The sequence below is a fragment of the Stenotrophomonas sp. yr243 genome (assembly GCF_900184195.1).
Lineage (GTDB): Bacteria > Pseudomonadota > Gammaproteobacteria > Xanthomonadales > Xanthomonadaceae > Stenotrophomonas > Stenotrophomonas lactitubi.
This window is the reverse complement of the sequence record NZ_FXWT01000002.1, coordinates 923,086-941,933: the sequence shown is the minus strand read 5'-3', so window position 1 is coordinate 941,933 and position 18,848 is coordinate 923,086. Positions and strand designations below refer to the sequence as shown.

Annotated in this window: 13 protein-coding genes; 3 read left to right on the top strand and 10 right to left on the bottom strand. The window is 66.7% G+C overall.

Going from position 1 to position 18,848, the window contains the following annotated elements:
* Positions 1-25: 25 nt before the first annotated feature.
* The 3 genes from erpA (at position 26) to ampE (ending at position 2,474) form a co-directional block, all read left to right on the top strand.
* Positions 26-418 (top strand): iron-sulfur cluster insertion protein ErpA, encoded by a 393-nt coding sequence (erpA, locus tag QOL57_RS10955; protein ID WP_025874631.1) that lies wholly within the window; start codon positions 26-28, stop codon positions 416-418.
* 141 nt (positions 419-559) lie between these two features.
* Positions 560-1,492: an NAD(+) diphosphatase gene (gene nudC / locus QOL57_RS10950; RefSeq protein ID WP_089237348.1), complete on the top strand. Its 933-nt coding sequence runs from the start codon at positions 560-562 to the stop codon at positions 1,490-1,492.
* Positions 1,493-1,586: 94 nt separating this feature from the next.
* On the top strand, positions 1,587-2,474 hold the full coding sequence (gene ampE, locus QOL57_RS10945) for a regulatory signaling modulator protein AmpE (protein WP_089237346.1): 888 nt from the start codon (positions 1,587-1,589) through the stop codon (positions 2,472-2,474).
* 350 nt (positions 2,475-2,824) lie between these two features.
* Here the strand turns inward: ampE and QOL57_RS10940 are convergent, their stop codons facing one another.
* From QOL57_RS10940 to QOL57_RS10895, 10 genes are all read right to left on the bottom strand, one after another.
* Positions 2,825-3,220: a hypothetical protein gene (locus QOL57_RS10940; protein ID WP_141134225.1), complete on the bottom strand. Its 396-nt coding sequence runs from the start codon at positions 3,218-3,220 to the stop codon at positions 2,825-2,827.
* Positions 3,221-3,527: 307 nt separating this feature from the next.
* Positions 3,528-3,953 (bottom strand): DUF2752 domain-containing protein, encoded by a 426-nt coding sequence (locus QOL57_RS10935; RefSeq protein ID WP_089237343.1) that lies wholly within the window; start codon positions 3,951-3,953, stop codon positions 3,528-3,530.
* Between the two features lie 43 nt (positions 3,954-3,996).
* Entirely contained in the window at positions 3,997-4,281 is a 285-nt protein-coding gene (locus tag QOL57_RS10930) for a CD225/dispanin family protein (protein WP_089237341.1), read from the bottom strand.
* Between the two features lie 33 nt (positions 4,282-4,314).
* Positions 4,315-4,602: a CD225/dispanin family protein gene (locus tag QOL57_RS10925; RefSeq protein WP_089237339.1), complete on the bottom strand. Its 288-nt coding sequence runs from the start codon at positions 4,600-4,602 to the stop codon at positions 4,315-4,317.
* Between the two features lie 182 nt (positions 4,603-4,784).
* Positions 4,785-6,674, bottom strand: coding sequence for an MFS transporter (locus QOL57_RS10920; RefSeq protein WP_089237337.1), 1,890 nt, complete (start codon positions 6,672-6,674; stop codon positions 4,785-4,787).
* Between the two features lie 145 nt (positions 6,675-6,819).
* Positions 6,820-7,617 (bottom strand): SDR family oxidoreductase, encoded by a 798-nt coding sequence (locus tag QOL57_RS10915; protein WP_089237335.1) that lies wholly within the window; start codon positions 7,615-7,617, stop codon positions 6,820-6,822.
* A 165-nt stretch (positions 7,618-7,782) separates the two neighbouring features.
* Positions 7,783-9,960: a YccS family putative transporter gene (gene yccS, locus QOL57_RS10910; RefSeq protein WP_089237333.1), complete on the bottom strand. Its 2,178-nt coding sequence runs from the start codon at positions 9,958-9,960 to the stop codon at positions 7,783-7,785.
* A gap of 183 nt (positions 9,961-10,143) precedes the next feature.
* On the bottom strand, positions 10,144-12,201 hold the full coding sequence (locus QOL57_RS10905; protein ID WP_089237331.1) for a TonB-dependent receptor: 2,058 nt from the start codon (positions 12,199-12,201) through the stop codon (positions 10,144-10,146).
* 250 nt (positions 12,202-12,451) lie between these two features.
* Complete coding sequence (locus tag QOL57_RS10900; RefSeq protein WP_089237329.1) at positions 12,452-15,574, bottom strand: efflux RND transporter permease subunit; 3,123 nt, start codon at positions 15,572-15,574, stop codon at positions 12,452-12,454.
* 31 nt (positions 15,575-15,605) lie between these two features.
* Positions 15,606-18,839: an efflux RND transporter permease subunit gene (locus tag QOL57_RS10895; protein WP_089237327.1), complete on the bottom strand. Its 3,234-nt coding sequence runs from the start codon at positions 18,837-18,839 to the stop codon at positions 15,606-15,608.
* Positions 18,840-18,848: the final 9 nt, after the last annotated feature.

The following is an 18,848-nucleotide window of genomic DNA, read 5'->3' as shown; positions in this document are numbered from 1 at the left end:
CCGCCGGCGCCCCCATGCTGAGCCCATGAACACGCTCGTCTCCCTCCCCGGCGCCACGCCGGCCGCCGCGCCCGACTACCAGTCGCTGGATCGGCCGCTGAACTTCACCGAGGCCGCTGCGGCCAAGGTCAAGGAACTGATCCAGGACGAGGGCAACCCCGACCTGTCGTTGCGCGTGTACATCGAGGGTGGCGGCTGTTCGGGCTTCCAGTACGGGTTCGAGTTCGACGAGAACCGTGCCGGCGATGACCTGGCGGTGCAGACCAGCGGGGTTACCCTGCTGGTCGATCCGCTCAGCCTGCAGTACCTGATGGGCGCCGAGGTGGATTACACCGAGAGCCTGACCGGTGCGCAGTTCGTGATCCGCAATCCGAACGCCAAGACCACCTGCGGCTGCGGCAGCAGTTTCAGCATGTAATTGCAGGGCGTGGGGCATGCGCCCCGCGCGGTGCCTTCGGTAGATCCACGCCATGCGTGGATGGCTTTTCCTGCATCCACAGGCGGGTTTCCGCAAAGTCTGCGGCTTGCCACTTGCCGTGATTGGCGGCAGGCTAGCTGGATGCTCACTTCTCCTTCGCCGCTTTCCGGTTTTGCCTTCGTGGGTGAACCGTTGGAGCGCGCCGATGCCATGCGCGAAGATGCCGATGCTCTGGCGCGCCTGTGGCCCGATGCGCGCATTCTTGTCCTGGACCAGGACGGCACCGCCTTCACCGGTGATGACGACCAGCCGTTGGCGCTGACCGGCGCTGATGTCGGTGGCGGGCCCGGTGTCGCGATCTTCCTCGGCCTGCGTGGCGAGCAGGCGTGGTTCTCGGTGGAAGCTGCCAGCGTGACCGTCACCGCGCCACGCCGGCTCGATCTGCGCCAGGCCGCCCTGCTGTGGACCGTGGCCGATGCGACCGCCTTCAGCTACGCCCGCGGCATGTCCTACTGGCAATCGCGTACCCGCTTCTGCGGCGTCTGCGGCACGGCCGTGACGTTCGCCCGTGGTGGCTTCGTCGGCCGTTGCCCGCAGTGCGCGACCGAGCACTACCCGCGCGTCGATCCGGCAGTGATCGTCGCCGTGGAAAACCAGGGACGGCTGTTGCTGGGCCGCCAGTCCAACTGGGCGCCGCGCCGCTATTCGGTGCTGGCCGGCTTTGTCGAGCCGGGCGAGACCTTCGAACAGACCGTAGCGCGCGAAGTGCACGAAGAGAGCAAGGTGCGGGTGACCGCCTGCCAGTACCTGGGCTCGCAGCCCTGGCCGTTCCCGGGTGCATTGATGGTCGGTTTCCGTGCGCAGGCACAGGACGATGTGCCGACTGTGGACGGCGAGCTGGAAGACGCGCGCTGGTTCAGTGCCGAGGAAGTCGGCGCGGCCCTCGCACGTGACGTCGAGGACGATGGTGAAGGCATCCGTCTGTCACCGCCGATCTCCATTTCGCGGGGCCTGATCGAGCATTGGTACCGCCAGCAACCGGCCTCCGGCGGCGCCAGCATTGCCGCCACCTGAACACGCTGCCGGTTACAGTACGGTTCACCGCTGACGGCGGCGCTGCGACAGGTAAGGTAGCGACGCCGAACGCTTGCTCGTAGGGAGACCTGCCATGTTCACCACCCTGGTCGCCGTGTTGGTGGCACTGGCCCTTGGCCATGTCGCCCCGGCCGCTGCCGCGTCGCTGCGCCGTTTCGACGGCTTCCGGCGCTGGCTGGGCTGGCTGGACGCGCGCGGTGGTCGGGCCTGGCAGGGTGCCGCCGGCGTGGCGCTGGCGATCGTACCGCCACTGCTGCTGATGGCGTTGGTGGCCTGGCTGCTGCGCGGGGTGCTGTTCGGCCTGCCGGCGCTGCTGCTGGGCGTGGCCGTGCTGGCCTGGTGCTGGGGCCCGCGGGATCTGGACCGCGACATCGAAGCGATCATCGATGCCGACGATGCGCCGACCCGGCAGGCGGCGGTACGCAACCTGCAGTCGGCCGGTGGCAGCCTGCGCGAGGATGTTCCTTCGCTGGTCGAGGCGACCGTGCTCAACGCGCTGCGGCGCTGGTTCGCGGTGCTGTTCTGGTTCCTGCTGCTGGGCCCGGTCGGTGCCCTCGGTTATCGCCTGCTGGCATTGATGGCGGAAAGCCCGATGCGTGCGCGCGTGCCGGTGGAGCCGCTGGCGCTGGCGCAGCGGTTGCTGGGCTGGATTGAATGGCCCGTTGCCCAGTTGATGGCGTTTTCGATGGCCCTGGTCGGCAACTTCGACACGGCCTGGAAAGCATGGCGCCAGGCGCATGGTGAGCGCTTGGCCGGCGACATTGGTTTCCTGGGCGCGGTGGCGCGTGCCAGCGTCAATGCCGAGTTGCGCGAAGATGCGCACGATTACACCGAAGCCGGCCTGCTGCCGGTGTGGCAGCGGCTGCCGGACCTGCGTGATGCGATGAGCCTGGTGTGGCGGATGTTGCTGCTGTGGTTGGCGGCGCTTGCCGTGCTGGTGATAGCAGGCTGGGTGACCTAGTTGCTTTGCAGGGCTTGCAGCCCTGCACCCGCTGAAAGCAACAGCAACAGCGGCTCTGGGTTGCTGAGGGTTGGGCGGGGCGGTGTGGGGCTGCAGGACACGCCGTAAACCCATCCATGGGGGCTCGATGGCGCCTTGCTCGTGTGCGCTGTCCTGCGCACACGGCAAGACCGGGGTTGGGCGTCCTGCCCAACCCGCCCGAGGCATGCCTCGGGCCCATGGCGCCAGCGGTCCTGCAGCCCCACACCGCCCCACCTCTGACAGTTGGCCGGTGGCCTCGGCTTGGGGGCGGATCCCTTTTGCGAAGCAGAAGGGCTCTGACCCCGGTACTGCGGGCCCTGGTGGCGAGGCTACGGGGTGAAGTCCAGATAGTCTTCGTGCAGGCCTTGCACCAGGCGGCCGGTGGCTTCGTCGTTGGCGTTGGTTTCCATCAGCAGCCAGCCGGGCATGCTGTCTTCGCGCATGGCCGGGCCTTCGTCCACGGCCATCACAAAGCTGTTGCCCAGTGCCTTGCCATAGGCATGCAGCAGCGCGTGCAGTGCCTGCGGATCCACCGCGCCGCGCAGTGTTGCCAGTGTCTGTTCCAGTTCCGGGCGGTCGAAGAGCGCCTCGGACAGGGTGCTGTCCACATCGTCGGCCAGTGCGTGCACATCGCGCAGCATCAGGAAGCGCGCGAACTGCGGCAGGTTCTCACCCAGCTCACTGTTCACCCAACTGCGGGGATCACTACAGCCTGCAGCCTTCATGGCTGCAATCAATTCAGTACGTCGCTCACTCATGGCACCAGCATAGCCGAGCGAAGCGACCCGCTTCGGCTTCCGCTTTTGCTTTTGCTTTTGCTTTTGATCTTCTTCTTTCTTCCGTGGTGGACGCGCACGGAAATTGTCCGTGGCCGGGCGGGTGGGTTGCGCAGGGGCGTAAGCCGCATGGATGCGGCGACCGAGCTTACATGGACGTACTTGCAGCGGCCCCTGCGCAGCCCACCCGCCCGGCCAACCCCCACGGCTTCTGCCTTCAACGACCACCACGAGGGGCTGCGCCGTTGGCGGGAAACTACACCGGAGCCAGCGCGGTGAACGGCGCCCACGGCAGGTTGCGCAGCACGGCATAGCCCGGCAGCAGCCACAGCCAGAACGTAGGGCTGGCCAGTACCCGCATCAGCGGATCGAGCACGCGCGGGCGCACGCCAGCCATGTTGAGCAGCATCAGGAACAGGAAGGGCAGGCTGATGACCAGCAACGGGTTCATCGCCATCGCGCCGGGCAGGTCGAAGTGGACCAGTGAATACAGGCAGCGCGTGCTGCCGCAGCCGGGGCAGTAGAAGCCGGTCAGTGCATACAGCGGGCAGCCCGGCAGTGGATTGCCGGAGACATACGGATTGACGTGGCGCAGGACCACGGCGGCACCCGCAGCCAGGCCGGAAGCGGCCAGCAGCGGGGCCCAGCGGGCCAGGCGGGAACGTGCGGGAAGTGCGGACATGCAGGAGCGGGATCCGGCGCGTGGCCGGACCCCGTCGCGGGCATCAGTAGCTGCCGTTGCCGCCGCTCAGGGCGCCCAGGCCGCCAACGGCCATGATCACGATGAAGTACAGCACCATGACGACGACGGCGGCGATGGCCGACCACATGGCCCACTTCTTGGCCTTGTCGGCCGAATCACGGGCGCCGGCGACGTCGCCAGCAGCCAGCTTGCCGTTGACCTGGGCGGCGTAGACGATCGACACGATGCCGGCCGGCAGGCAGCAGAACAGGGTGGACAGGATGGCCCAGACCAGATTGTTGGGGACCTGCGCAGTGGTGGTGTTCATGGTTCAAGCTCCTCGATGGGTGGTGGTGGTGAATCAAAGGTCGGATAGAGCGCCCAGCACGGCCAAGCCGCCGAACAGCCCGAACCACAACAGCAACAGGACCGGCAGGGCAACGGCCGAAGCCACCGCCCACCAGCCCGCCTTGCGCGACGCGCTATAGGCCCCCGGCAGGTCACCGGCCGCACGGCGACCATCGACCTGGGCGGCATACACGATCGACACCACGCCCAACGGCAGGCAGCAGAACAGCGTCGTCAGGATCGCCCAGACCAGATGGTTGGGGATGTAGACCGGACGGCTGAGCGGTGGCGGTTGATTCAAAGCAAGACTCCATTCCTTGGCGGTCGGCGTGTCGTAGACAGGCCGAACCTCCCCCCTGTGGGTGCGTAATCTACCGCAACCGGCGACGCATGTATGCGTTTTCAGCCCCGTCAGGCCTCGTATGGCCCTTGCACGGGGGCGTATGCAGCGTACCGTCATCGCCCCCGGAAGGGGCGATTGCGTCAGGCGAGGTCGCCGCGCAGGGTGCGGACCTGGGCTTCCAGCGTGGCAGCATCGGTCGAATGGCCATCCACCGCCGGTGCCGCGACCACCTCCACTGTCGCCCGGAACCGGCGCGGTACGCGCATGCGGCCCAGGCGGGTATCGCGCCGGCTCCACATGCTCGACCACATGCCGCGCAGGGCCATCGGCACCACCGGTACCGGGCGGCGTTCGAGGATCTTCTCCACGCCGGATTTGAACGCTGCCATCGTGCCGTCGCGGGTCAGTGCGCCTTCCGGGAAGATGCACACCAGTTCGCCCTCGGCGAGTGCGGCATCGACTTCATCGAACGCACGCTGCATCAGCGCCGGGTCTTCGCGCGCACCGGCGATCGGAATCGCCTTGGCGGTGCGGAAAATCCAGCGCATCACCGGGATGTTGAAGATCTTGTAGTACATGACGAAGCGCACCGGGCGCGGGATCGTCGCCGACAGGATCAACGCGTCCATGTAGCTGACGTGGTTGCAGACCAGCAGCGCGGCGTCCTCATCGGGCACGTTCGCTTCGATGCCGTGCGGGCGCAGGCGATACAGCGTGCGCACCATCACCCAGCTGAGGAAACGCATCAGGAATTCGGGGACGATGGTGAAGATGTAGATCGCCACCACGGCGTTGGCGATGGCCAGTGCCAGGAACAGCTGCGGGATGGTCCAGCCGAGCAGGCGCTGGGTGAGCAGGCCAAGTACCGCCGCAGCGACGATGAAGCCGGAGTTCTGGATGTTCAGCGCGGCGAACACGCGCGACATCTCCGACTTCGGCGTGCGGCTCTGGATCAACGCAAACAGCGGCACCACGAAGAAACCGGTGAACAGGCCGATGCCGAGCAGGTCGATGATGATGCGGATGCTGCCGGCCTGGTGCACGAACTGGGTGACCGACAGGCCCTGCGCGGTGGCTTCACCGGCGCGTGCGAAGTACAGGTCCAGCAGGAACGCGGTCATGCCGAACGCGCCCAGTGGCACCAGGCCGATCTCCACGGTGCGTGCCGACAGCTTTTCGCACAGCAGCGAACCGACGCCGGTGCCGACCGAGAATAGCGCCAGCGCGAAGATGTACAGGGTGGGCTCGCCACCGAGGTTGGTGACCGCATAGGACGGCAGCTGCGCGGTGAGGATGGTGCCGACGAACCAGAACCAGGACACGCCGAGGATGGCGTTGCGTACCGATTTCTGTTTCCTGGCCATGCGCAGCACGGCCAGCGATTCGGGGATCGGGTTCCAGTTGATCTTCAGATCAGGGGCGCCGGCATCGACCTTGGGGATCATGCGCGCGGCCAGGTTGCCGCAGATCGCCAGCGCGATGACTGCCGTGGCAGCCACGATCGGGCCATGGGTGCCGGCCAGAGTGAACACCAGGCCGCCGACGATCATGCCAGTCAGGATCGACATCGACGTGCCCATCTCGACCAGGCCATTGCCACCGGTCAGTTCTTCCGGGCGCAGTACCGAGGGCAGCACCGAGTACTTCACCGGGCCGAACAGGGTGGATTGCAGGCCTGTGCAGAACAGGGCCACCAGCAGCACCGGCAGGCTCTCGGTGAGAAAGCCCACCGCGGCCAGCGTCATGATCACGATCTCCATGGTGGTGGTGATCACGATCAGTCGCGACTTCTCCAGCTTTTCCGCGATCTGCCCGGCCAGGGCAGAGAACAGGAAGTAGGGCAGGATGAACAGCGCCGGCGCCAGGTTGGTGTAGAGCGTGCGCTCGCTCTCGGCCACGCCGAGGTAGAACAGCAGGCCGATGATCGCCTGCCGGTATACGTTGTCGTTGAAGGCACCCAACCCCTGCACGATGAAGAACGGCAGGAAACGGCGCTGGCGCAGCAGGGCGAACTGGTTGTGACCGGACATGGAACCTCCTTGGACCGGCGCAGCCTAGCATTCCTGCCCATCTGTCGGGACCGTGGCGGCATGCATCCACGCATGGCGTGGATCTACTCAGACCCCCTGGGTACGGACGGTGGGTGCGGACCGTTGGTCCGCACACCTGAGAACCTCAGACGATATCGTCGACCACGCCGCCGTCGACCCGCAACGCTGCGCCGGAGGTGGCCGACGCCTGCGGCGAGGCAAGGTAGACCACCATGTTGGCCACTTCTTCGACCGTGGCCGCGCGCTGGATCACCGACGCAGGACGATGTGCCATCACGAACTCACGGCCGATCTGTTCCAGTGGCTTGCCGGTACGTGCGCGCTCTTCTTCGAACATCGTTGCGAAGCCGTCGGACAACGTCGGGCCGGGCAGTACCGCATTGATGGTGACGCCGCTGCCGGCCGCGCGCTTGGCCAGGCCGCGCGACAGCGACAGCTGCGCGGTCTTGCTGACGCCGTAATGGATCATGTCGGCCGGAATGTTGCGTGCCGATTCGGAGGAGATGAACAGCACGCGGCCCCAGCCGGTGTCGACCATCGCCGGCAGCAGGGCGCGCGACAGGCGCACGCCGGACATGACGTTGGTCTGCCAGTACTGCTCCCAGGTGGCATCGTCTGTTTCGAAGAAATCCTGCGGGCCGAAGATGCCGGCATTGTTGACCAGAATGTCGACCTTCCCCGGCAGGCCGGCCAGCAGGGTGTCGACACCGCTGGCGTCGGACAGGTCGGCGGCCACGCCCAGCACGTTGGCGCCGGGAAGGGCAGCCAGCAGGCGCTGGCGCGCGCGCTCCACGCTGTCGGCACTGCGGCCATTGAGGATGACCTGCGCGCCGGCGGCGGCGAGGCCCTGTGCGATGGCGTAGCCGATGCCGGCGGTGGAGGCGGTGACCAGCGCGGTGCGGTCGTTGAGTTCGATCTTCATGGGGGGATCCTGCGTGGGCGACACGGCAGTATCGGCGCCCGGGCGTGATCGGAATGCCCCCGTGGACGCAACACGATGTTGCATGGCCGACAGCCGCTCCAGTAGATCCACGCCACGCGTGGATGCCGCTCCAGTAGATCCACGCCATGCGTGGATGCCGTCCGCTCAGGCCAGGCCGCGCACCGCACCATTCGCCGCCGCTCTCACCTTCGGCAGCATCCGCAGCACCAGCGCCATCTGCGTGCGGATCAGCTGCAGTTTCGGCGGCATCGTCTCATCGAGCTGCTCCAGTTCCGCGGCCACCGCACGATCGGCGTCGTTGTCTTCCTCAGACACCGGTTGCTGCGCAGTCAATGCCGACGCCAGCTGCTGCAGCGCTTTGCGCACCCGCTCGCCAGCGGCCAGCGCCAGTGGATCACCCGCGTAGCTGTCAACCTGGTCGCGGTGCGCACCCAGTGCCGACAGGTGCCCGAGCAGGGTGTTGGACAACGCCAGGAAGTGGAAACCCGAATCGAGGTTGCGGCGCACGTGGCCGGGTTCGCGCAGCATGTTCGACAACGCGGTGGACAGTGCGGCATCGGCGTTGTGCATGTCGCGGCGGGCGATGCGGTAGGCCAGATCGTCGCGCATGCCGCTGCGGTACTGACCCAGCACCGATTCCAGATAACGGGCGGCGGTATCCAGCACCCGCGCCAGCACGCGGTGCAACTGTCGGCCCTGCCAGTCCGGCAGGATCAGGAACGCGGCGGCGGCTGCGATCGCGCAGCCGAGGATCGTATCGACCATGCGCGGCACGATCAGTACGAAGCCGTCGCCGATCAGGTTGAAGCAGGTCAGCGCCATCACCGTGATGGCGGCCGAGGCGACCAGATAGCGGTCGGTACGGGTGAAGAAGAACAGCAGCGCCGACAGCAGCGCGATCAGCAGCTGGATCTCCAGCCGGGGGAACAGCTGCAGCAGCGCCCAGGTCAGTACCAGGCCGGCCAGCGTGCCGACGATGCGCTGGGCCAGGCGCTGGCGGGTGGCGCCGAAACTGGGCCGGCACACGAACACGATGGTCAGCAGCACCCACGAGCCGTTCTGTGCATTGAACAGACGGATGGCAACGAAACCGGCGATCAGTGCCAGCGCCATGCGCAGGCCATGGCGGAACAGCACCGAGCCCGGGGTGAGCTGCTGGCGCAGGCGCACGCCCATTTCGCGCAGGGTGTGCGGGTTGCTGTCGCGCAGACGGGTGTCGACGTTGTCCAGGCTGGCTTCGGAACGTTCGGCATCGAGCAGGCGGCGCTCGATGCTGCGCAGGTTATGCACCAGCAGGTCCAGCGAGCCGAGCAGACGCTGCCACTGCGGGCGTTGCTGGTCGCGCAGGTAGGTCAGCGCATCGGCCAGGTCGCGCCCAGCCTGCTGGTTGCTCTCGCCGTAGACGAACGGGCGGCGCAGCCGGATCGCTTCGCCCAGCCGTGCACAGGCCTGGCCCTGCAGGTCCAGCAGGCGCTGGCAGCGGTACAGCACGTCGCTGTGGAAGAACGCATCGACCAGCGCGCCGTACGGATAGTGGGAAGAGCTGGCACGCTCATGGAAATCCTGTGCCATGTAATACAGGCGCAGGTACAGGCCGGAGTTGACGCCGGGCCGGCCGGAGCGGCCAAAGCGTGCCAGGATCGCCGTCTTCGCCTCGTTCAGCGCACCGACCACGCGGCGGTTCTGCTCGGCCAGGTCGAGCTGGCGGCGCTGCAGGTCCGCCTCGCGCACGGGTTCGAACAGGGCGGCCTTGAGCTGCAGGTAACGGCCCAGCTCCACGTACAGGCGCGCCACGCGCTCGCGCACCGGCCGGTTGGCGAACAGCGTGGTCCATAGAATCGACAGCAGCCCGTACCAGACCGCGCCCGCCAGCAGGTGACTGACCGCGACCAGCGCACTGTGCAGGTCATGGGCACCATGCTGTTCCAGGCCGATCATGGTGTAGATGGCCAGGGTGACGGTGGCCTGGGCGATGGACGCGTAGCGCTCGCCGAGTGCGCCGAGCAGTGTCAGGCCGAACGTGGACAGCGCCAGGGCCGTGATGAAGATCCACGGCCAGGGGAACAGCCAGATCACCGAGGCCGCCGCCAGGCAGAAGCACAGCAGCGACAGCAGTACGGCCTTGGTCCGGCCCCACCAGTTGTCATCGGTCTCGGCAATGGCGCTGGCGATGATGCCCAGGAACACGCCGGGCAGCGCGGTCAGTGCATCCAGGTGCCAGCACACGGCCAGGGCCGCTGTCAGGGCAATGAACACCCGCAGGCCATAGCTGGCCTTCTCGTGGGCCCACAGGCGGCTGAGGCGGGATTCGCGTGCGGACATGCAGGCTCGGCGGAAGGATCGACCTCCATTATTGCGGGCCGCGCGTGAAATGGTAGATCCACGCCATGCGTGGATGATTTTCCGCTCGATACCCGGTAGTGCCGGCCGCCGGCCGGCTCCTCGCACCTTCGTCCGGGCTCATGAGGAGCCGGCCAGCGGCCGGCACTACCGTTTGCCGGTTGCTTACATGTCGAACCGCACGCTCAGCGCGAAGGTGCGCGGCAGGCCGACGCCGGCATTGGACCAGTACCTGCGGTTGGTCAGGTTCTCCACGCTGGCACGCAGGGTCACCGGGTGGCCGGAGGCCAGCAGGCGGTAGCCGATGCCGGCATTGACGAGCGTGTAGTCGGGCAGCTTCAGGGTGTTGTCGGCGTCATACCAGACATCGCCGTAGTAGCGCACGGCGGCATAGGTCTCCAGCCCTTCCACCCACGGCAGCTGGTAGGTGGCGTGCAGCACGCCGCTCCAGCGCGCTGCACCGACGGTGCGGTTGCCTTCCTGCGCCGCGCTGCCCGGTGACAGCTTGTCGTAGGTCGGGTCAAGCCAGGTCACGCCACCACCGACGGTCAGCGCATCGCTCAGGTGCAGGTCGGCGCTGGCCTCGATGCCTTCGTACAGGGTGATGCCATCCTGCACCAGGCGCTTGCCCGCATCGGTCAGCTGATCGATGTTGGCGCCACGCTCCAGACGGAAGGCAGCGACGTTCGCGTTCCAGCGATCCGCTTCAACCTTGGCGCCGATCTCGTACTGCTTGCTGATGGTGGGGTCGAGCACATCGCCGGCATTGACGTAGCTGTTGCCCACGCGGCCGCCGGCTTCCAGCGACTCGATGTAGCTGGCATACAGGGTGACGGCGTCACTGGGCTTGAACATCACCGCGTAGGTCGGGGTGACCGGATAGGTGTGGTAGGCGCCCTTGGTCTCGAAATCGTTGTAGCGCCAACCGGCCAGTACCGACCAGCCATGGCCGAGGTCGACGGTATCGCTGACGAACACGGCCTTCTGCACGGTTTCGCTGCCACGGCTCATCACCCGCGAACCGACTGCGTCGTGGCGGATGTCATGGCGCTGGTAGAGGTTGGCGCGGCCGATCAGGCTGAACTCGTAAGGACGGTCCCAGCCCAGCCCGGTCTGGTGGCTGACCCCGGCCACCAACTGGTGCCGCAGCGGGCCGGTGCCGAAGCTGCCCTGCACCAGTGCCTGCGCCAGCTTCCACTCGCTCTTGCCGCCGAGTTCGTAGACGTTGACGGCGTAGTCGCCGTTGAGGTCGTCGATGTAGGCGAAAATCTTGTTGACGTCGTTCCACGAGGTGGTGACGCCATAGCTCAGGCTTGCCTTCCAGTCGCTGTTGATCTGCCAGTTCAGTGCGGTGGACAGCAGGCTGGAGCGGGTGTCGTAGTAGGTGCCAGGCACGCTGTTGTCGACATCGCCAGCGATCGGCCGCGGCAGCGACGTCAGGCCACGGAAGTAGTACTGCGGTGATTCCTCGCGCAGGTCGCGCGACTGGAATACGCCGTCGAAGGTCCAGGTGAGGGCATCGCTCAGGCGCGCGTCCAGCGACAGTGCGCCGACCTTGCGATCGACATGGCCGCCGTTGAAGGTTTCGCCCTTTTCCTGGTAGGCGTTGAAGCGGTAGCCGAACATCTGCTCGTTGCCGAAGCGGCCGCCGACGTCGATGCCGCCGCTGACGATGCCCTGCTCGCGCCAGCCGAGCTGGGCGGAGAAGGTCGGTACCTCGGTCGGCTTCTTGGTGATGTAGTTGACGATGCCGCCTGGTGCGCCGAAGCCGTACAGGAACCCGCCGGGGCCCTTCAGCAGGTCGACCTGTTCCATCACTTCCAGCGGCCACTCGGTGCCCCAGGACGAGACCTGCAGGCCGTTGACCCGGTAGCTGTCGAAATTCAGGTCGATGCCGCGGTTACGGATCGGCGAGCTCCAGCCGCTGGCATAGGCGCTTACCTGCGTGGTGACCGAAGGATCCAGCAGGAAGGCTTCGCCCAGCGACACGACCTGGCGCTGTTCGATCTGCTCACGGCCGACGGCGGTGATCGCAAACGGGGTATCACGCAGGGCGCGGTCGCCCAGGGCACCGGCCTCGGTGTGGGTACGCTCGGCGATGACCTTGACCGCGTCCAGATCGGTGGCACGACGGGCGTCGGCGGGTGCTTCGGCGTGTGCAGTGCAGGCGGCGGACAGCGCTACGGCCAGCACGGCCAGGCGGGGGGAGCGGATGGGCAACATCGATGGAGATCCTCGGCGGGCGGCCACAGGCCATCCGCCCATGCAGGGGGGAAAGGTCAGTGGCTGGGATCACACAGGCGTGCCGGCAACGGCAGCGGGGCGCCGCAAGGGGGCGCAGGACCATGGCTGGATGAGAATTGTTCTCTTTTCGTTCCGGCGCGTCAAATCCAAAGCGGGGTGCGGACCAACGGTCCGCACCCACCAGAGGCAGGTGTTGCAGTAGATCCACGCCACGCGTGGATGGGCCTTGCTACGCCCGCTGTGCGCGCCTGAGCAGCTTCGCTTCACGCCTGCGCGCGCGCCGCGCCTTCCAGCGCTCGGCCAGGCACGAGAAGATCACGTACAACGCCGGCGTGCTGAGCAGGGTCAGGCTCTGCGAGAACAGCAGGCCGCCGATCATCGCGATGCCCAGCGGGCGACGCAGTTCCGAACCTTCGCCCAAGCCGATCGCCAGCGGCACCGCCGCCAGGATCGCCACCATCGTGGTCATCATGATCGGGCGGAAACGCACGATGCTGGCTTCGCGTGCCGCCTCGCGCGGAGTCAGCCCATGTTCGCGCTGCGCCACCAGGGCGAAGTCGATCATCATGATCGCGTTCTTCTTGACGATGCCGATCAGCAGCACCAGCGCGATCATCGAGATCACCGACAGTTCGGTGTTGGTGCCGAACAGCGCCAGCAACGCACCCACGCCGGCTGCCGGCAGGGTGGACAGGATCGTCACCGGGTGGATCAGGCTTTCGTACAGGATGCCCAGCACCAGATAGACGGTGAGGATCGCCGCCAGCACCAGGATCAGCATGTCGCTGGGGTCGGAGTTGAAGCCGAAGCCCGCGTCATCGGCCAGGCGGATGTCGCCGGGCATGCGCATGCCGGCCACGGTGCTGTCGATGATGGCCTTGGCCTCGCCCATGCTGACGCCGGGGGCGAGGTTGTAACTCAGGTCCATCGTCGTGTACTGGTTTTCATGGGTGATCTGCGAGGGCGCCAGGCCCGGCGCCTGTCTGGCCACCGCGGTGATCGGCACCATCTCGCCGTTGCGTGCGCGCACATGGACTTCGTCCAGCGCCGAGGGCGTGGCGGTCTGCGACGGCAGCGCGTTGACCACCACGCTGTACTGGTTGATGTCCGAGTAGATGGTGGAAATCTGGCGCTGGCCGAACGCTCCGTACAGCGCACCGTCGATGGCGCCGACCGAGATGCCCAGGCGCGCGGCCTTGGCGCGGTCGATCTCGATGTTCTGGCGCAGACCGGCGTTGTCGACGTCGGTGCCGACATCACGCAGCTTCGGGTTCTTCTTCAACGCCGCCTGCAGCTTGGGCAGCCATTCCTGCAGCGCGGCCAGGTCGTTGCCCTGCAGCGAGACGCGGTACTGCGCGCCCTGGCTGTTGCCACCACCATCATTGCTGGGCAGGTCCTGGATCGCGCGCAGGCGAAGCTGCAGGTCCGGGTAGCGGTCGGCCTTCGCACTCAGTCGTGCCAGTGCGTGTGCGGTGGTTTCGCGGCGCCCTTCCTTGCGCGACTTCAGTTCGACGTTGAACTGTGCGCTGGAGCCCTGGCGGCCACTGCCCAGGCGTACGCCCACGGTCTTCACCGCCGGGTCGGCCATCAGCATGTCGGTGATGCGGCGCTGGCGGCTGACCATGTCCTCGAAGGACACCGTCGCGCTGGAGTTGGCGCGGCCCCAGATCAGGCCGGTGTCCTGCGGCGGGAATGCACCCTTCTTCACTGCACCGAACAGGAAGATGGTGACGCCGATCAGGATCAACGGCGTCAACGACAGCAGCAGCGCATGACGCAGTGAGAAATCAAGGAACACGGTGTAGACGCGCAGCATCCGCTCGTGACCGGCATCGAGCCAGCGGCCGAAGCGCGACGGCGCAGCTTTGTGGTCGTGTGCGCTGAGGAAGTGGCTGCACAGCGCCGGGGTCAGCGTCAGCGAAACGATCATCGACACCACGATCGCCGCCACCAGGGTCACGGTGAACTCGCGGAAGAACGCGCCCATCATGCCGCTGGCGAACAGCAGCGGGATGAACACCGCCACCAGCGAGGCGGTGATCGATACGATGGTGAAGCCGATTTCGCGCGCACCGGCGAAGGCCGCCTGCATCCGCGGCATGCCCTCGTCGAGGTGGCGCATGATGTTCTCGATCACCACGATCGCATCGTCCACCACGAAGCCGATCGCGATCACCAGCGCCAGCAGGCTCAGGTTGTTCAGGGTGAAGCCCATCACGTACATCACCAGCGCGGCACCGGCCAGTGACAGCGGCACGGTGACCGCAGCGATCAGCGTCGGCGCCAACCGGCGCAGGAACAGCGCCATCGTCAACACCACCATCGCCAGGCTGATCAGCAGGGTGATCTGCACTTCATGCAGCGACGAACGGATGGTCGGGGTGCGGTCGAAGTAGGGCGTCATCGTGGTGCCCGGCTGCAGGTAATCGCGCAACGCGGGAATCTGCGCTTTCACCCGGTCCACGGTCTCGACGATGTTGGCGCCGGCACGGGTGAACACATACATCACCACGGCCGGTTTGTGGTCGAACCACGCGGCCTGGTAGGCATCCTGCTGGCCGTCGTAGACGTTGGCGATGTCCTTAAGGCGGATCACCCGGCCATCGCCCTGGGTCTTGACCACCAGATCGGCGAAGTCGGCGGCGCGCGCGACCGAATCGTTGGCGATGATCGCGGTGGTGGTGTTGCCATCGCTGAGGAAGCCGGTGGGCGAGGTCACGTTGGCCGCGCGGACGGCATTGCGCAGGTCGTCGGCGGTCAGTCCAAGCGCGTTCATCAGGCGCAGGTTGACGTCCACCCGTACCGCCGGCGTCGAGGCACCGGCGATATCCACCGAGGCGACGCCGCCGATCTGACGGATGCGCTGGGCCAGCAGCGAGTCGGCGACGTTGTACAGCTCATCGGCGGACTGCGTCTGTGAAGTCAGCGCGATGGCGATCACCGGGTCGTCGTTCGGGTTCGCCTTCTGGTACATCGGCGAGCCCATGCCCGAGGGCAGGTCGGCCTGCGCCGAATTGATCGCTGTCTGTACGTCCAGCGCAGCCGAATCGATGTCGCGGTCGCTCTGGAAGATCATGAACACCAGCGAGCTGCCTTCCGAGCTCGACGAGCGCATGCGGTCGATGCCCGGCAGCTGGCCGAGGTGGCGCTCCAGCGGCGCGGTCACCGTGGAGGCCATGGTTGCCGCGTCCGCACCGGACTGGCTGGCGTGCACGAAGATCACCGGGATCTCGATGTTCGGCAGCGCCGACACGCCCAGCCGCAGGTAACAGATCACGCCGACCATGAACAAGCCGATGGCCAGCAGGGCGGTGCCGATCGGGCGGCGGATGAAGGGGCCGGACAGGTTCATCGTGCAGCCCCCCGGAGGTGCGGGGCCAGGGTCATGCCTGCGGCTCCTGCACCGTGCCATCGCGCAGCGCGCGCTGTTCACGGCGACGTGCAAGCCATTCCGAGAAGCGTTCCATGTACAGGTAGATCACCGGCGTGGTGTACAGCGTCACCAGCTGCGACAACAGCAGGCCGCCGACGATGGCGATGCCCAGCGGGCGACGCAGTTCCGAGCCGATGCCGGTGCCCAGCGCCAGCGGCAACGCGCCGAGCATGGCCGCTGCGGTAGTCATCATGATCGGGCGGAAGCGCAGCAGGCAGGCGCGGCGGATGGCCTCGCGCGCGTTGGCGCCGGTGCGCCGCGCCTCGATGGCGAAGTCGACCATCATGATGCCGTTCTTCTTGACGATGCCGATCAGCAGCACGATGCCGACGATGCCATCTACCGACAGGCTCAGGCCACAGACCATCAGTGCCAGCAGCGCGCCGACGCCGGCCGGCGGCAGGGTCGAGATGATCGTGATCGGGTGGATGTAGCTCTCATAGAGCACGCCGAGCACGATGTAGATCACCACCAGCGACGCCAGCAGCAGCCACACCACGTCGGTCTGGCTGCCGGTGAACTCGGCGGCCTTGCCGATGAACTGCGCATGCACGTGCGCCGGCATGTCCAGGCTGGCCTTGGTTTCTTCGATGGCCTTGACCGCATCGGACAGCGAATAGCCCGGGGCGACGTTGAACGACACCGTCACCGCAGGCAGCTGCTGCTGGTGGCTGACCAGCAGCGGCGCGCTGGACACCTTGGCCTCGGCCAGCGCCGACAGCGGGATGATGCTGCCCGCACCGACGGTGATGCCGGTGTTCTGCGCACCGATACCGGTGGCGGTGGACGAGTTGGACGAAGTGACCTGGCCGAAGCTGGTCGCATTGGTGCCGGTGAGTGCGCCGGCGCCGTTGGAGGCGACCGCCAGCTGTTCCATCAGCGCGGTGCTGGTGCGGAACTGCGGCGCCACTTCCAGCACCACCCGGTACTGGTTGAGCTCGGTGAAGATGGTCGAGATCTGGCGCTGGCCGAACGCATCGTAGAGCGTGTCGTCGATGGTCTGCATCGGCACGCCCAGCACGCTGGCCTTGTCGCGGTCGATGTTCAGTTCCAGTGCGCGGCCCTGGTTGGACAGGTTGTTGTCGACGTCGGCCAGTTCCGGGCGCTGGCGCAGCGCTTCGGTCATGCGGTTGGCCTGCAGTGCCACTTCGGCACTGTCCACGTCCGACAGCGAGTACTGGTACTCGGTGGCGGCCACGCGGGTGTCCAGGGTCACATCCTGCACCGGCTTCAGGTACAGCGCCACGCCCGGAATACCGGCGACGGACTTCTGCAGGCGCGGCAGGATTTCATCCAATCCGTCCCGATCGCCGCGCTCTTTCAGCACGATCGACAGCTGGCCCTGGTTGAGCGTGGGATTCATGCTGCCGGCGCCGATGAAGGCCGATACGCCGGTCACGTCCGGGTCCTTGCGCAGCGCTTCGGCCACCTGCTTGGTGCGCTGCTCCATCTGCGGGAACGCGATGTTCTGGTCGGCCTGGACCACGGCGGTGATCAGGCCGGTGTCCTGTTCGGGCAACAGGCCCTTGGGAATCAACACGTACAGCAGCACGGTCAGTACCAGCGCGGCAGCGGCCACGGCCAGGGTGAGGGGCTGGTGTTCCAGCACCCAGTCCAGGCTGCGCTCGTACAGGCCGACGGTGCGCGTCCACAGGTTCTGCTTGCCGGCCGCGGCGGCACGCTCGTGCGCGTCCTCGCCTTCGGGCAGCGCATCGGGCTTGAGCAGGTAGGCGCACATCATCGGGGTGAGCGTCAGCGAGATCAGCATCGACAGCACCACCGCGATGCTCAGCACCCAGGCGAACTCGTGGAACAGGCGGCCGGTGACGCCGGGCATCAGCAGCAGCGGCAGGAACACCGCCACCAGTGAAACAGTCAGCGACAGCACGGTGAAGCCGATCTGGCGCGCACCGATCTCGGCCGCTTCCTTGCCACTCTTGCCTTGTTCGATGTAGCGCACGATGTTCTCGATCATCACGATCGCATCGTCGACCACGAAGCCGGTGGCCACCACCAGCGCCATCAGCGAGAGGTTGTCCAGCGACATGCCGGTGAAGGCCATCACCGCGAAGGTGCCGGCCAGCGACAACGGCACCGCCACCGAGGGAATGATCGTGGCCCAGAACCGGCGCAGGAACACGAAGATCACCGCCACCACCAGACCGATGGTCAGGATCAGGGTGAACTGCACTTCATGCACCGACGCGCGGATGGTTTCGGTGCGGTCGGAGAACACTTCCAGGTGCACGTCGGCCGGCAGCACGCCCTGCAGCTGCGGCAGCAGCGCGCGGATGCGCTCGACGGTCTGCACGATGTTGGCGCCGGGCTGGCGGCGCACTTCCAGCAGCACCGCCGGCTTGCCATCAGCCCACGCGGCCAGCTGGTCGTTCTCCACGCCATCGATCACTTCGGCCACGTCGGACAGCCGCACCGGGCGGCCGTTCTTGTAGCTGATGATGGTGTCGCGGTACTCGGCGGCGCTGGCCAGCTGGTCGTTGGTGCCGATGCTGTAGGACTGGGTTTTGCCGTTCAACGAGCCCTTCGGCGCATTGACGTTGGCCTGGGTGAGCGCGCTGCGCAGCTCTTCCAGGGTCAGGCCCATGTTGGACAGCTGCGCCGGATTGACCTGGATGCGCACGGCCGGACGCACGTTGCCGGCGATCGACACCAGGCCCACGCCCTGCACCTGCGACAGGCGCTGGGCGAGGATCGAGTCAGCGTAGTTGTTGACGTCGCGCAGCGGCCGCGTATCGGAGGTCAGCTTGAGGGTGACGATGGCCGCGTCGGCCGGATTCACCCGGTTGTAGACCGGCTGGTACGGCAGCGACGAGGGCAGGGTGGCCTGACGGATCGCCGCCTGCACGTCCTGTGCGGCGATGTCGATGTCGCGGTCCATCGAGAACTGCAGGATGATCGTGGACAACCCCGCCGAGGAATCGGAGGTCATCAATTCCAGCCCGGAGATCTGCCCGAACTGGCGCTCCAGCGGCGTGGTCACCAGCGAGGCCATGGTGGTGGCGTTGGCACCGGGGTACTGGGTGGTCACCACCAGGCTGGGCGCATCGATTTCCGGCAGCGCCGACACCGGCAGCTTGCGGTAACCGAGGATGCCCAGAAGCAACAAGCCCGCCATCAACAGCGAGGTGGCAATCGGGCGGCGGATGAAGATCGTCGAAAAGCCCACGGACTGATC